Source organism: Plesiomonas sp. ISS29 (genome assembly GCF_056522795.1).
This window is the reverse complement of sequence record NZ_JAWRZQ010000001.1, coordinates 764,183-776,983: the sequence shown is the minus strand read 5'-3', so window position 1 is coordinate 776,983 and position 12,801 is coordinate 764,183. Positions and strand designations below refer to the sequence as shown.

Sequence of the window (12,801 nt, the reverse complement as noted above, 5' to 3'; positions counted from 1 at the left end):
CAACCTGATTGCCTGCGGCACAAGCGACCAGATTGAGTTCGGTATTTAACATCAGATAATGCCGAGCTGTTTACCCACGCGGGTAAAAGCTTCAATGGCATGATCAAGCTGTGCGCGAGTGTGCGCAGCCGAGATCTGGGTGCGGATACGTGCCTGCCCTTTGGGTACAACGGGGAATGAAAAGCCAATCACGTAAATACCTTCGGCCAGCAGTGCATCGGCAAAATCAGCCGCTTGTTTGGCATCACCAATCATGACCGGGATAATCGCGTGATCTGCGCCGCCCAGCGTAAAACCGGCCGAACTCATCTGCTGACGGAAGTAGTTGGCGTTCTCCCACAGTTGTGCGCGCAAAGCTGCGCCCTGTTCGAGTAAATCGAGTACGGTCATTGAGGCTGAGACAATCGCCGGAGCCAGTGAGTTTGAGAACAGATAAGGGCGTGAACGCTGGCGCAGCCACTCAATCACCTCTTTTTTCCCCGCGGTATAACCGCCGGAAGCGCCGCCCAAGGCTTTGCCGAGCGTGCCGGTGATAATGTCAACGCGCGACATCACCTCGCAATACTCGTGCGTACCGCGCCCGTTTTCGCCAACAAAGCCCACTGCGTGTGAGTCATCCACCATCACCAGTGCGTTATAGCAGTCAGCCAGATCGCAGACCGATTTCAGATCAGCAATCACGCCATCCATCGAAAACACGCCATCGGTGGCAATCATGATATGGCGCGCACCGTCGGCTTTAGCCTGTTGCAGTTGTGCTTCAAGGTCAGCCATATTGTTGTTGGCATATCGGTAGCGTTTTGCTTTGGATAGGCGCACACCATCAATGATCGACGCGTGGTTTAGCGCATCGGAAATAATGGCATCTTCGCTGCCAAGTAGCGTTTCAAACAGGCCGCCGTTAGCATCAAAGCACGAGGAGTACAGGATGCTGTCTTCCATCCCCAAAAAGTGGGCTAAACGTTCTTCAAGCTGTTTATGGCTGTCTTGCGTGCCGCAGATAAAGCGCACCGAGGCCATACCGAAACCGTGGCTATCCATGCCCGCTTTGGCTGCCGCAATCAGTGCCGGATGGTTGGCTAAACCCAGATAGTTATTAGCACAAAAATTGACGACTTCACGGCCACTGGCAACAGCAATATCGGCCTGCTGCGCGGTGGTGATGATGCGCTCTGCTTTGTACAACCCGTCAGCATGGGTTTGTGTTATTTGATCGCGAATTTGTTGATAAAAATCGGCAGACATTGTGGCGTCTCTCCCTTATGAGGTCATGGCTGTAACAGCCAGCAAAGTTGCTGCTTATGTTACTGAGAATCGGCCATTTTCAGAGTGTTTGACACCAGAATTGAGAGCTTGTGCAGCGGAATCTATCAAAAAATGGCAAAGCAGACCGATAGCCTGCTTTATAGAAGAGAATTGGGTACCGACAAACTGTGCGTTAACACACACTCTGTGGCTGCTTTCCCTAAATAATATGACGATGTGCTATTATTTTAGTTCGCGGGCCAATTGCGCATGGTAGTGCTCGGTCAGACGGGCGATCCGCTCTTTACCCGCCGGTGTCATCATCGGGCGCATTAAATTGAGCATACTGAGTACCCCTTGATAGACAACCTGACGGGTAATCTGGCTGCCGGGCGCTTGTGCGCTCTGATAAGGGATCCAACAAGTAACAATAAGTTTCATTGTGTGCACAAATTCGGGCAGTGCGTCGGCCGATATATCGAGTAAATGGTTGGCCTGCATACTCCCCATAATGGCGATCAGTTTTTGGTCAAGATCGGTCTGGGCAGTCAGGTATTGTTGCTGTAAACGGCTGTCACGGTTGAGTAAATCAGCCAGATTCGCATAGAAAAAACGGTAGCGCCACATGGTATAAAAAATGGCATCAAGGTAGCCCATCAGTACATCTAAACTAAAGTCGGATGGCTGTTTTGGCTGAAATGCTAGCGCCAAATGTGCTGCATACTCGCTTAAAATGGCGTGTATAATGTCTTCTTTATTGCGAAAATGATAATACAGGTTGCCTGGGCTGATCCCCAGATGAGCCGCTATATGGTTGGTGGTGACATTACGTTCACCGCGTTCATTGAACAGCTCTACGCTGGCGTGAATGATGCGATCACGGGTTTTCATCTGCTCAGCACTCCTTAACACGGCTTTGCTTGCGTTCATCATAGCTGACTGCGCTGACTGGGCAAACCGTCTCCTGCGTTATCAGCCGCATTATCTATCAGGTTATAAAGAGGTATTCGATCCATGATTATCGTCACAGGCGGCGCCGGCATGATCGGCAGCAACATCATCAAGGCGCTCAATGATAGCGGACGCACCGATATTCTGGTGGTCGATAACTTGAAAGACGGGACAAAATTCGTCAATTTAGTGGATCTTGATATCGCCGATTATATGGATAAAGAAGATTTTATCGCCCAAATTATGGCGGGTGATGATTTCGGTGATATTGAGGCAGTATTCCACGAAGGCGCATGTTCTGCTACCACAGAGTGGGATGGCAAGTACGTTATGCTAAACAACTATGAGTACTCTAAAGAGCTGCTGCATTTTTGTTTAGAGCGTGAAATCCCGTTCCTGTATGCCTCTTCTGCCGCAACCTACGGTGGCCGTGATCACGATTTTATTGAAGAGCGTGAATATGAAGGTGCGTTGAACGTTTACGGTTATTCAAAGCAGCTGTTTGATAACTACGTGCGCCGTTTATGGCAAGATGCCAAGCAGCACGGTGAAACACTATCGCAGATCACCGGTTTTCGCTATTTCAATGTGTATGGCCCGCGTGAAGGCCATAAAGGCAGCATGGCGAGTGTGGCATTTCATCTAAATACCCAAATCAATAAGGGTGAGAACCCGAAATTATTTGCTGGTAGTGAGCAGTTCCAGCGTGATTTTGTGTATGTTGGTGATGTATCTGCCATGAATTTGTGGTTTTTAGAGAACGGTGTTTCCGGTATCTTTAACTGCGGCACGGGTAATGCTGAGTCATTTCAGGTTGTGGCCGATGCAGTCATTGCGCATCATCAGCAAGGCAGCGTGGAATACATTCCATTCCCCGAGCATTTAAAAGGCCGTTATCAGGCATTCACGCAAGCTGATTTAACCAAAGTGCGTGCAGCCGGTTATACCGCGCCATTTAAAACCGTGGCCGAAGGGGTTGCGGAATATATGGTATGGTTGAATAAGCGGTAGTTTGTACGCTTTATTACATAGTAAACTTACGGGCTTTTTTAGCCCGTTTTTCTGTCTCAGAGGCGCGTAGTTGACATGAATATCTTAATGGCACTTTCACAATTAGAAGTAACCGGTGCAGAAGTGTATGCCACTACGGTAGGAAATGAGCTCACTCGCCGTGGACACTCGGTTTACTATGTCTCTGATACACTGACCAAGCCGGTCATCGGCCAGTATTTCTCGTTGCGCTTTAATAAGCGAAGCATACCGCGCCGTTTTTGGCATGTTGCTTATTTAATCTATTTAATTCGTAAGCATAATATCCAGTTGGTTCATGCACATTCGCGCGCATCAAGCTGGAGTTGCCATATTGCTTGCAAGCTAACTGGCACACCTATGGTAACAACCGTACATGGCCGCCAGCCGGTACATGCCTCACGCAAAGCTTTTTTGGCGATGGGCAGCCATGCCATTGCAGTTTGTGAAGCAGTCGCAACTCAGCTGATTAATGAGCTTGGTATGGCTGAACATGCGGTAAGTATCGGCCGTAACGGTATTGATATTAAGCGCTATCAGCGTGTCAGCGCGCCGTTGCATACTCGCCCCGTGATTACGATAATTGGTCGGCTCACTGGCCCTAAGGGTGAGTTATGCTACCGTTTATTGGATGAAGTGCTCGATTTAGATCAGTGGGATATCCGTATTTATACCGGCAGTAAAGTGCCCGATCGTTTTACCCGTTTTGCTACACAAGTTAATTTTGCCGGTTACCGAGATGATATTGAGCAAGTCATTGCTGAAAGTAATGTGGTTATCGGTGCAGGTCGAGTTGCCATTGAAGCGCTGCTAATGGGCCGCCCAACCGTTGCGGTCGGAGAAGCGAATGCTATTGGCCTTATTACACCGCACAATATCCGCGCCGCGATGGAGAGCAATTTTGGCGATATTGGCCCAAAAGATCTAGATATTGATTTTGGCCGTTTGAAAACTGAAATCAGTGCAGCACTTAAAACACAATATACAGATGAAGATGTCAGCCGTCTTGTTGCTGAAAGTTATAATATCCACCCTGTGGTTGATCAACTCGAGTATCGCTATCAAAGTGAGTATGTTTATACGCGTAAACATGAAATTCCTGTGATTATGTATCACCGTTTTATTACTGATGATAGTGAAAAAGGCGTACATGGTACTTATCTGCACATTGACATGTTGGATAAACATTTTCGCTTATTAAAAAAACTGGGTTATGAAACACTCACATTCAGTGAACTTAAAGAAAAAGGCACAATAAGCCGTTTTGAATTTGGTAAAAAATATTTCATGATCACAGTTGATGATGGATATAAAGATAACTTAACGTTACTGCTTCCTTTGCTGAAAAAATATAATTTCAAAGCCACAGTATATGCAGTAACGGGTGAAAACTTTAATCGTTGGGATGTTGAAAACTCGAATAATCCTGAGAAAAAAGTGAGTTTAATGACACTGTCAGAGCTCAGTGAACTGGCTAACTCAGGATATATTGAGATTGGTGGGCATACACTCACTCACCCAAAACTTAATACGCTTGATTATACTCATCAACAGTATGAAATTAGCGAAAACAAGCAACAACTTGAAGCTCTACTTAATAGCAGATTAACCTCTTTTGCTTACCCTTATGGTATTCATAATGAGGAGAGTAAAGAGATCACCAAAAAACTAGACTTTGATTTTGCTGTAGCAACCAATAGTGGCCCACTAGCACTGCATGAAGATTTATATCAAATTAGGCGCATTGCTATATTCCCACGCACAGATACTTTTGGCTTTTGGCGGAAAATCAAAGGGAATTATAATTTTAGGAAGGCAAACAAGGCATCTTAAGATGCCTTGTTGTTACACTTTTTTAAGAGATAATCGGGAAATAAGCCAAAAAACAACTAAAGTATACATATAAATATTTACAGAATACTTTAATGGAACATCAGAAACAGCCAATATCAGATACACTACAATAATAGTAGAGAGTAATATTCTGTTAAAAAAATCGGTTGATGAAAATTTACACCCACTGATTAACGGATTTAAAATTAAAAATAAATAAGCACATAACCCAAATATCCCTTTAATAGCAAATGCATAAATATATTCATTATGTGAATGTAGTAAATCTTGTGATTGCCATTCAATCATACCTGAATTTACGTAAGAATTTATTTTATCTTTAAATTCATTAGTGCCCACACCCACAATAGGATGTTGTTTTATCATCAACCAAGAGGCTTCCCAGATATATAACCGCCCACCGACCGAAGAATTAGGGTTATTTTTATCGTACAGTTTTATATCATTTACAGCTTGATCGTAACGTTCAACAATTACTGGATAAGTAAAGGCCAGAGCAATACTTGCAATAACAGCGGAGATAACAGTATGTTTTCGACTAAAATAGCCTTCTTTACGAATAGAGAGCACTAAACCTATCAATATAATTGGTAGCGATAACCATGCCCCGCGCGTTCCAGAAAAAATCACACATAAAAAGGTAACTAATGTGGCAAGAAAAACAACCCCGCGTACCACACCACTGATATTTTTTTTAAAAAGATAAAATACGCTAATGCAAAATACAACAATCGCCACTTGTGCAAAAATAACCTGATTTAAATAAGCTCCTACCCGACTATACCCTTGAAGGTATTCATACATAGCGGGTATGCCTAATAATATCCCACCCAGACCGATCACTGAGGCGATCAGGTTGTCATTGATTTTTTCAGGAAGTTTTATTGTGAAAACAAAAATAAGCGCATGTAAAAAAGCTCTTATTGTTCCCATGTCATCGCCATGTAGCAAATACGATAAACCAGAAATAATAATATAGAGTAAAATAGAGAATAAAAACACCCATTCTGACTTACTTTTATTCAAACAGTATTTAAATCCATAACGATGAGATAAAAATAGATAGTTTAATATTGCACAAACAATCACTATTTTCGATTGATAGTATGCCCCCATGTTAAACATAGGCATTAGCATAAACAGTGAAACATACGGTATTAATAAAATATACTTCATGAAGTAGGATTCTCAATTAAGCCGACTAAAGATTTTACTGAGTTCTCTTTTGAATATTTTAACAAATCTATATTTTTTGTTTTTTCTGGCGGTGATAGTAATAGCTGCGATAATTTATGATAATCACCAAGCGGATATAGTGCACCCAAATTACCACGTTCTAAAATCTCACTCGGGCCAACAGGGCAATCTGTTGAAATAACAGAGCCAGTCAAATACAATGCCTCAACTAAAACAAGCCCAAAACCTTCACCTTTAGAGCTGAAAACAAAACTTTTAGCATGTCGCATCCAAATATAAGGATTACTTTTTAATCCAAGAAAAAAAACCTTATCAGAAATACTTAACTCTTTTGCCTTTTCCTCTAAAATAGACTTATCAACACCATCACCAATAATCACAAGCTTATATTTCAACCCATTACTTAAAGCTAATGCATATGCTTTGAGTAATCCAGTAACATCTTTTGTTTGCTCATCTAGACGACACACAGTTAAAATAAAATCAGAGGAAATTATTAGCCTTTCATTCTCTAACACATCACTATCATCAAGAGATTTCTTATGAATAAATTTAAAATCAAATGGATTATATATCACACTCACATTATCAAGCCAATCTGGGTTTAATTCACTAATTTCATCTCTCATGTCATTACAGATCATTATTATGTCATCATAACATTTGCAACGATACGCCATATTCCGTTTTCTTTCATTTAAATTAATAAAGCTAGAGTGTAACCATGTTATTTTTCTCTTATTAAAAAACCTGATCTTCTTGTAAAAATCCCCATCAAGAAAATCAATCAGAAATATCATTGCTTCTTATTAAATTTAAAAGCAATGCCGCGTTCATTAAAGAAAAAAATAATTTTGAAAAAACTGGGATATTAAACTTCCTAGGATGCTCAAAGTAATAATAATCCGCATATTTTTTTATTTCATCACATAAATAGCAGTTCTCTGAGTTTTCATTAGTGACAACTGTAACTTGATACCCATACTCAGTCACTAAACTTCGCACATATGCCAAAAGTACTTTTTCAGCGCCCCCCATACCAAGGGAGTTTATAAAAAAAACTAGCTTTTTCATTGATTTTTAAGCCATTAAAAAACACCTGTGGCATATAATAACAAGATTGTCTATATAATCCATAATTAAATCATATTTTTAAAATTTCACGAACTACAACCAGAAGGAAAAAATACACAAATACTTTTATAAATAAAAAATATAAACTAAATATCTATTTAGTGAAGTAACCACAAAGACAAACTTAGGTATATAGCAAAAAAATACTACCCATGCTAAACTAGTAATAGATTAAATACTTAGAATTTTTAAAAAATGCATTTTCTTGTTATTAGTTTGGTCAATTCATCCAGAAGACCACATGTGACTCAACAAATGAACCGTTTTGGTTTCAGTTTTGAGTTCATTGATGGTATTAACATCACTAATACAGTAGTGAATTATGATAATGATTTAGCCATTAACCATTGTGGCCATCCACTTACAGCAGGTGAAGTTGGTTGTGCTCTTAGCCACATAAAATGCTATGAGTATATTATTGAAAATAACCTTGATGAGTGCATAATTTTAGAAGATGACTTTCAGTTTTGTGATGATTTTTTACATGTAATAACTCAAATAATAAATATTACGCCATCTCGTAAAGAAATCATCTTCTTACATCACGGCAAGGCAAAACATTGGCCATTATCTAAAAAAATAACATCAACTTATAAGTTAGTACGCTATCGCTATCCATCACAATCATCTAAACGCGCAATTTTAAGTGCTTTAGGGTATTTAATTACCAACCAAGGTGCTAAAAAATTATTGTCTATCGCACATCCGGTGAGAATGCCAGCAGATTATCTCACTGGATACATCCAACACAATAGAATAAATGCGTACGGTATTGAACCTTGCTGTATATGGCCCGCAGATTTTGCCTCTGAAATTGATAGTATTGAACAACGTAACTACGGCACCCATATAGAAAAACAAGCAGGTAAGGAAAAACAATGAGAATCAGTAATATTTTCCGATCTTTAATTTCTCAGTTTATTTTTAATCTCACTAAAAACAAAAGTAGTCAGTTAAGTCCAACACCAAAAAAAATATTGATCATTACCTATGATGCGATTGGTGATTTTATTTTATCTACGCCTGTATTTAAAGAAATAACCAGGCTCTATCCTGATTCAGAAATAACATTGCTTTGCAGCGATAGAAATGAAATCATTGCTAAAAACTTAGATTATATAGAAAATCACATCGCAATAACACTCAATACAAAACTATTTTCAATAGAAATGTGGCAAAAAATTCTACACGTAAAAAATGCACATTTTGACTTAATCATAAATTTATTTGATGAAGCAGATGAAATTGCTTTAGCCAAAATCGCATTCATTTCTAATGGGAAATTAACATCACTGCCAATTAGAAATAAAAACAAAGAGCAACAAAGAGTTATTCCTTTATTTAATAAGTGCGTATCAAAATATTATACACCCTTAAATAATCACCTGCATTTTACCCAGCGTATGTTGAGTATAATACCAAACAGATCATTTGAAAAAATTGAATATGATATGCCAGCAAACCATGATCACCCATGGAAAGATGAGAGAGGATATATTATTTTCACTCCAAATGGCAGTCAAAAAGGTAACTCTCTATCAGTAGAGTTTAGCGAAAAAATAAAATTAACATTAAAAGAAACAGGCAAGAAAATATACGTTTTTTCAAAAAACAACTCAGTAAATGATGATGTTTTTTATATTTCACCAAAAACCATTTTACATGCAGCATCAATTATAAAAAACGCTGACTTAATCGTTACAACGGATACATCAATAGAACATATATCCGTAGCATTGCACAAACCATTTTTAGTACTAAGAAACAATGAATCTTGGCGAGACCAATTTTCTCCATTATATGGGAAATTCATTGAATTACGTTCAACTGATGATGATATAAACTCAATTGATATTAAAAAGATAAAATCATCGATAAATCAGCTATTAACCAATTGAAAATAAAAGACTTTTTAGTCACTTTTCAGAATTTCTTTAAGCGACTCAATTACCTTTTCATGATTAATAGAATTCACATTGCTATTTTTTGTTTTTTCTGAGAAAACAACTAAAGATTTATTATTATTCGGATGCCACTCAGAAAAGTTATCATCGCCCACTTGTGTATCAGGATTATATAATCCAACTGTCGGGATACCTAATCCCGTTGCAATATGTATAGTTGCAGTGTCTACCGAAACCAATCCGGTGCAACGCCGGATTTGAGCTATCATGCCTCCTATAGATGGAGAGTCAGGTGAGATAAGTACTCGCTCCGGATTACTCACCTGTAAAACAATGCTTTTTATTGTTGACTCCATATCAGGAGGATAAAGCAAACACACTGAAACCTCTGAAGAGCCAAGGATTAAATTAGTAATACTTATAATATTATCTGGGTTTAATCGTCTTGCACCACCACTGCCATACGGATTAAAACAGATAATCGGCAGTGTATCATTGGGCCACCAGCGATTAACTTTTTGCTCATCATCATGAATACAAGGTACTACATATTGCTTATTTGGTGACTGAATTCCCATTTGCTCAGCAATTAACTCAAATTTATCTGCAAAGTGCATCCCTTTACTTTTTTTACCTATTTTAATATTAATGCAAGCTAACTCATCATCCATACCAATAATAAATCGGCTAGACATTTTTCGGATAAAATAGATGTCTTTCATTTTCATTGTTTTACTTAAATGCACTAAGTAATCAACAGACCCGATAGTTTTCGCAAGCTTAGCAAGTTGTGTGTATTTTGCTCTTTTAGGTATTTCATACACAGTATCTGCAAAAAAATAATCGCGGAATAATGGTGCCATTTGTGGAGTAGTAATAACACAAATATCCATTTCAGGATAATACGCTTTTACCTCACGAATAAACCATGAAGAAACAATTGCATCACCCAATTTTGCATCCCAACGGACTAAAACCAGTTTATTGCGTACAACACCATCATCTATTTTATGCTGATCAAACAATAGCTTTCCTAATGCTCGTCTGATCTGATCACGACCCTGCTGAATCGATGATTTTAACGATGTCAGTTTTTCTTTCAGCATAATAAGAGATCCCTACCGGTATATGGCAGCTGATAGTGTTGAATAGGCTTAATGTATCATACCAAATTATGCGATAAGCCTGTACCATAAAGTCAGCGTTCAAGATCCGCTATACTCGGCGGCACGACTTACCTATCAGCATATAAGAGATTCTCATTATCCATGAACATTCTCATCATCGGTCCCTCTTGGATCGGCGACATGGTCATGTCGCAAAGTCTTTACCGCACGCTAAAAACCGTACATCCTGATGCAAATATTGATGTTTTAGCACCGCAATGGTGTCAGCCACTCTTACAGCGAATGCCCGAAGTTAGGCAAGCTCTGGTTATGCCATTAGGCCATGGTCAGTTTGATCTCAAAACCCGCTGGGATCTGGGCCGAGCACTAAAACATCAGTATGATCAGGCTATCGTATTGCCAAACTCCGCGAAATCAGCTCTTATTCCTCTTTTTGCAGGCATAGCTCAGCGTCGTGGCTGGAAAGGTGAAATGCGCTATGGGCTGCTAAATGACTTACGAAAGGATATGAAGCAGTTGCCGTTTATGGTGCAGCGCTACGCGGCACTAGCCTACCCTGTAGGTGATCAGCATATTCAGGCCGAGATTGACTCATTACTCTGGCCACATCTGCTCTCAACACCTGAACAAAAAGCTACCGCCATTACGCGTTTACAATTGAGTACCGATAGGCCAATTATCGGCTTATGTCCGGGTGCTGAATTTGGCCCAGCAAAACGCTGGCCAACCGAGCATTATGCACATGTGGCTCAGACCTGTATTGCCGAAGGCAAGCGGATATGGATCTTTGGCTCAGCCAAAGATCTCGATATTGCAAATGCTATTCGCAATCAGTTATCCGCTGATGACCAACTGCAATGTATTATTTTGTGTGGTTTAACATCACTGACTGAAGCCATTGATTTACTTGCCAGTTGCCAAGCAATTATCACCAATGATACCGGTTTAATGCATGTAGCCGCTGCAGTGGATACCCCAATTGTTGCCCTTTATGGCTCAAGTTCACCACGCTACACCCCTCCACTTGCTCGGCACGTAAAAACCTTGCACACCGATATTGAATGCCGGCCTTGTTTTAAAAAAACCTGCCGTTACAACCATTTGCGCTGTTTGACAGAGCTAGAGCCACAAAAAGTGTTGGATGCACTACACGCGCTTATTGCTCATCCGGTGCAGGCATAAATACTCGCTGCTCATCAATTAATTTCGCTAGCTGACTGCATACAAACTCTGGGGTCAGCTCACGAAATAAAGATTGCTCCTGATCCCCTCGCTGGCTTTGCTCAGCAAGTCGTTGCTGCCATACCGGTGTAGAGAGGTCATGCCCCTGCCATTGCAGTGCATCTTTTACATCTATAGCTCGAAAACGCGGATGATTTAGTGGGCAACCAATTCGCTTATCACCTGAAGGGGCAGTAATGGCCAATGAGGGGATGTTCAATGCCTGTGAGATATGTCGTGGCCCAGTATCATTCCCGACAAAAAGATGCATTTGGCTCATCAATGCAGCCAAATCTCGAATAGATCGTGTTTGTATCTGATCGAATACATCGGCTCGCAATGACTCTGGCAATAACTGACGAACTTGACGATTATGCTCTTCTTCACCGGGGCCGCAGTAGATCAAAATCTGCGCATGGTAAGTGGTGATTAGCCACTGAGCTACCACAGCAAAATAGTCAACCGGCCAGCATTTATAAGCCCCTTTTGAGTTAACGCCCAAGACAACTCTTGGCCTCTCAAAACTGAACCCTGCTGTCAGCAAACGTGAATGTGCCTCTTGTTGCTCAGCATCAGTCAGCCATAAATGGTAAGACCGATCCTCTAGAGGTAACTGTAGCGGTTTTAACAACGCAAATCGGTCATCAACCATATTACTGTTACCTTGATCCTCGGTATCGGTACGAAATCGCACGACGCGATTATGCAACAAGCGCCACGGAAGTGAATCAAACCCAATACGAATGTTCGCGGAAGAAAAAAGACAGGTTAATAGCCCTATATTTTGCCCTTGGCTGTTAATCACCACATTGTAACCGGTGCGACGAATACTGATGAGTAACTCTCGCATGTAACGCCACTCTTTACGGCGTGCCCGCTCTATTTTAATCAAATTATCAATAAACGGGTTACATTCTGCTACGGGAGCACAGTAATCCATCACTAAATAATCCACTTGAGCCTGTGGATAGTTCTTTTTGAGGGTATTACACAATGCGGTAGAAACCAGCACATCGCCAATCTCTTTGGTTTGCACTACCAGAAATTTCATGCATTCCTCTGCGGTCAAATACGCCATGACAAAACATGCTGATGGCATTAAGGAAGGTTATACTGTGGGCGAATTTAAATGATAACGA

The 12,801-nt window shown here is 40.5% G+C and carries 12 protein-coding genes; 5 read left to right on the top strand and 7 right to left on the bottom strand.

Translation table 11 applies throughout. From position 1 onward, the window contains the following. Positions 1-51: 51 nt before the first annotated feature. Together AC1HDJ_RS03380 and AC1HDJ_RS03375 are read right to left on the bottom strand one after the other, a co-directional pair. Positions 52-1,245, bottom strand: a complete 1,194-nt coding sequence (locus AC1HDJ_RS03380; protein WP_479533380.1) for a glycine C-acetyltransferase — start codon at positions 1,243-1,245, stop codon at positions 52-54. A 243-nt stretch (positions 1,246-1,488) separates the two neighbouring features. Continuing rightward, positions 1,489-2,136 (bottom strand): TetR/AcrR family transcriptional regulator, encoded by a 648-nt coding sequence (locus tag AC1HDJ_RS03375; RefSeq protein ID WP_479533378.1) that lies wholly within the window; start codon positions 2,134-2,136, stop codon positions 1,489-1,491. Positions 2,137-2,259: 123 nt separating this feature from the next. On the opposite strand from AC1HDJ_RS03375, the gene rfaD reads away from it, so the two are divergent. Beyond that, positions 2,260-3,207: an ADP-glyceromanno-heptose 6-epimerase gene (gene rfaD, locus AC1HDJ_RS03370; RefSeq protein ID WP_479533376.1), complete on the top strand. Its 948-nt coding sequence runs from the start codon at positions 2,260-2,262 to the stop codon at positions 3,205-3,207. A gap of 75 nt (positions 3,208-3,282) precedes the next feature. Continuing rightward, positions 3,283-5,058: a bifunctional glycosyltransferase family 4 protein/polysaccharide deacetylase gene (locus tag AC1HDJ_RS03365; RefSeq protein ID WP_479533374.1), complete on the top strand. Its 1,776-nt coding sequence runs from the start codon at positions 3,283-3,285 to the stop codon at positions 5,056-5,058. Between the two features lie 12 nt (positions 5,059-5,070). On the opposite strand, the gene AC1HDJ_RS03360 is transcribed toward AC1HDJ_RS03365, so the two are convergent. From AC1HDJ_RS03360 to AC1HDJ_RS03350, 3 genes are all read right to left on the bottom strand, one after another. Further along, on the bottom strand, positions 5,071-6,255 hold the full coding sequence (locus AC1HDJ_RS03360; protein WP_479533372.1) for an O-antigen ligase family protein: 1,185 nt from the start codon (positions 6,253-6,255) through the stop codon (positions 5,071-5,073). Further along, positions 6,252-6,905, bottom strand: a complete 654-nt coding sequence (locus AC1HDJ_RS03355) for a glycosyltransferase (protein WP_479540336.1) — start codon at positions 6,903-6,905, stop codon at positions 6,252-6,254. Before AC1HDJ_RS03355 ends, AC1HDJ_RS03360 begins: the two co-directional genes overlap by 4 nt. A gap of 154 nt (positions 6,906-7,059) precedes the next feature. Beyond that, the gene (locus AC1HDJ_RS03350; RefSeq protein WP_479540335.1) at positions 7,060-7,350 is read right to left on the bottom strand and encodes a hypothetical protein; all 291 of its coding nucleotides are present in this window, start codon (positions 7,348-7,350) and stop codon (positions 7,060-7,062) included. A gap of 255 nt (positions 7,351-7,605) precedes the next feature. On the opposite strand from AC1HDJ_RS03350, the gene AC1HDJ_RS03345 reads away from it, so the two are divergent. Then, entirely contained in the window at positions 7,606-8,292 is a 687-nt protein-coding gene (locus AC1HDJ_RS03345) for a glycosyltransferase family 25 protein (protein WP_479533368.1), read from the top strand. Then, the gene (locus tag AC1HDJ_RS03340) at positions 8,289-9,308 is read left to right on the top strand and encodes a glycosyltransferase family 9 protein (RefSeq protein WP_479533366.1); all 1,020 of its coding nucleotides are present in this window, start codon (positions 8,289-8,291) and stop codon (positions 9,306-9,308) included. The genes AC1HDJ_RS03345 and AC1HDJ_RS03340 overlap by 4 nt, the downstream gene beginning before the upstream one ends. Positions 9,309-9,322: 14 nt before the next feature. Here AC1HDJ_RS03340 and AC1HDJ_RS03335 read toward each other — a convergent pair whose 3' ends face one another. Next, the gene (locus AC1HDJ_RS03335) at positions 9,323-10,420 is read right to left on the bottom strand and encodes a glycosyltransferase family 9 protein (RefSeq protein WP_479533364.1); all 1,098 of its coding nucleotides are present in this window, start codon (positions 10,418-10,420) and stop codon (positions 9,323-9,325) included. Positions 10,421-10,582: 162 nt separating this feature from the next. Between AC1HDJ_RS03335 and waaF the strand changes: the two genes are divergently transcribed. Continuing rightward, positions 10,583-11,623 carry a lipopolysaccharide heptosyltransferase II gene (gene waaF / locus AC1HDJ_RS03330; RefSeq protein WP_479533362.1) on the top strand — a complete coding sequence of 347 codons (1,041 nt, stop codon included), beginning with the start codon at positions 10,583-10,585 and terminating at the stop codon, positions 11,621-11,623. On the opposite strand, the gene AC1HDJ_RS03325 is transcribed toward waaF, so the two are convergent. Beyond that, positions 11,598-12,713 carry a glycosyltransferase family 9 protein gene (locus AC1HDJ_RS03325; RefSeq protein WP_479533360.1) on the bottom strand — a complete coding sequence of 372 codons (1,116 nt, stop codon included), beginning with the start codon at positions 12,711-12,713 and terminating at the stop codon, positions 11,598-11,600. The genes waaF and AC1HDJ_RS03325 overlap by 26 nt on opposite strands. Between the last annotated feature and the right edge of the window lie 88 nt (positions 12,714-12,801).

Coding starts and splice junctions, on each gene's coding strand:
- AC1HDJ_RS03380 (WP_479533380.1), bottom strand. CDS start 1,245: ATGTCTGCCGATTTTTATCAACAAATTCGCGATCAAATAACACAAACC.
- AC1HDJ_RS03375 (WP_479533378.1), bottom strand. CDS start 2,136: ATGAAAACCCGTGATCGCATCATTCACGCCAGCGTAGAGCTGTTCAAT.
- rfaD (WP_479533376.1), top strand. CDS start 2,260: ATGATTATCGTCACAGGCGGCGCCGGCATGATCGGCAGCAACATCATC.
- AC1HDJ_RS03365 (WP_479533374.1), top strand. CDS start 3,283: ATGAATATCTTAATGGCACTTTCACAATTAGAAGTAACCGGTGCAGAA.
- AC1HDJ_RS03360 (WP_479533372.1), bottom strand. CDS start 6,255: ATGAAGTATATTTTATTAATACCGTATGTTTCACTGTTTATGCTAATG.
- AC1HDJ_RS03355 (WP_479540336.1), bottom strand. CDS start 6,905: ATGAGAGATGAAATTAGTGAATTAAACCCAGATTGGCTTGATAATGTG.
- AC1HDJ_RS03350 (WP_479540335.1), bottom strand. CDS start 7,350: ATGAAAAAGCTAGTTTTTTTTATAAACTCCCTTGGTATGGGGGGCGCT.
- AC1HDJ_RS03345 (WP_479533368.1), top strand. CDS start 7,606: ATGCATTTTCTTGTTATTAGTTTGGTCAATTCATCCAGAAGACCACAT.
- AC1HDJ_RS03340 (WP_479533366.1), top strand. CDS start 8,289: ATGAGAATCAGTAATATTTTCCGATCTTTAATTTCTCAGTTTATTTTT.
- AC1HDJ_RS03335 (WP_479533364.1), bottom strand. CDS start 10,420: ATGCTGAAAGAAAAACTGACATCGTTAAAATCATCGATTCAGCAGGGT.
- waaF (WP_479533362.1), top strand. CDS start 10,583: ATGAACATTCTCATCATCGGTCCCTCTTGGATCGGCGACATGGTCATG.
- AC1HDJ_RS03325 (WP_479533360.1), bottom strand. CDS start 12,713: ATGAAATTTCTGGTAGTGCAAACCAAAGAGATTGGCGATGTGCTGGTT.